This is a genomic window from Nocardiopsis sp. TNDT3 (assembly GCF_003427465.1).
Classification (GTDB): Bacteria; Actinomycetota; Actinomycetes; order Streptosporangiales; family Streptosporangiaceae; genus Nocardiopsis; species Nocardiopsis dassonvillei.
The window spans coordinates 1-1,207 of record NZ_QPFC01001154.1; the positions used below are offsets into that span (position 1 = coordinate 1).

Here is a 1,207-nt window from a genome sequence, read left to right on the forward strand (position 1 = left end):
TGGAGGCCGCGGGTTCAAATCCCGTCAGGACCGCCGTCGCCGAGAGATCGGCGAGTGCGGCTAGGTAGCTCAGTTGGTACGAGCGTCCGCCTGAAAAGCGGAAGGTCGGCGGTTCGACCCCGCCCCTAGCCACTCCAGGCAGACATGCACGAAGGCCCCGCCACCTGCGGAAGCAGGGGCGGGGCCTTCGCGTTGCCCGGTGGGCGCCTCCGGCGGCTGCCCGCTGGATGCTCACGCCCTCCCGCGAAGCCCTGTGTTTCGGGGGTCGCGGACGAGCGGACCGTCCCGGCCGCCGGGCCACGAACCCCCGGGCGGCGGGGTGACGCCGACCACGGCGCGGGCGGGGCTCCTCGGGTAGTGTCCGGACCCGTGAGCCACGTGACCGCAGCTGACGGAACCCGGATCTGGTACGACGTCCTCGGGCAGGGCGACCCGCTCCTGCTCCTCAACGGGCAGTCCCTCGACCACGAGATGTGGGACGGGGTGCACGCCGACCTGGCCCGGCGCCACAGGGTCGTGCGGATGGACTTCCGGGGGACCGGCGGCAGCGACGCGCCCCTGGACGAGCCCTACACCTTCGGCCTGTTCGTGGACGACGCCCTCACCGTCCTGGACGCCCTGGACATCTCCCGCACGCACGTCTACGGGTTCTCCATGGGCGGGAAGGTCGCCCAGACCTTCGCGGCCACCCGGCCCGGACGCCTCGGCGCGCTCGTGCTGGGCTCCACGGCGCCGGGCGGGAGCAACGAGGTGGAACGCCCCAGGTCGGCCACCCTCGCGCTGCGCCGGGCCAGTACGGCCGAGGGGCGCGACCTGATCGCCGAACTCTTCTACGGCCCCGAGTGGGCCGCCGCCCACCCCGACACGGTCACCCGCGTCCTGCCGCGCGGACCGCTGCGCGCCCAGCGCCTGCACTTCGGCGCCAGCTCGGGCTACGACGGCTGGGACCTGCTGCCCTCCGTCCAGGCGCCGACGCTGGTCGTGCACGGTGAGGACGACGTCCTCACCCCGGTCGGCAACGCCGCCCTGCTGGCGGAGCGCGTCCCCGACGCCCGGCTGCTGGTCCTGCCCGGCATGCGCCACGGCTACCTGCACGAGGACGCGGCCAAGGCCACGCGCGAGGTGCTGGACTTCCTGGCGGAGCACCCGCTTCCCGCGCGGGACTGACCGGTGGGGCCGGTCGGCGGGACCGGTCGGCGGGGTCCGG

The 1,207-nt window shown here is 74.5% G+C and carries 1 protein-coding gene and 1 tRNA gene; both read left to right on the forward strand.

Features of this window, described 5'->3' with window-relative positions; all coding sequences use genetic code 11:
* Positions 1-58 precede the first annotated feature (58 nt).
* Positions 59-132: transfer RNA gene (locus DQW06_RS25035), tRNA-Phe, on the forward strand.
* A gap of 225 nt (positions 133-357) precedes the next feature.
* Entirely contained in the window at positions 358-1,167 is an 810-nt protein-coding gene (locus DQW06_RS25040; protein WP_198662546.1) for an alpha/beta fold hydrolase, read from the forward strand.
* Positions 1,168-1,207: the final 40 nt, after the last annotated feature.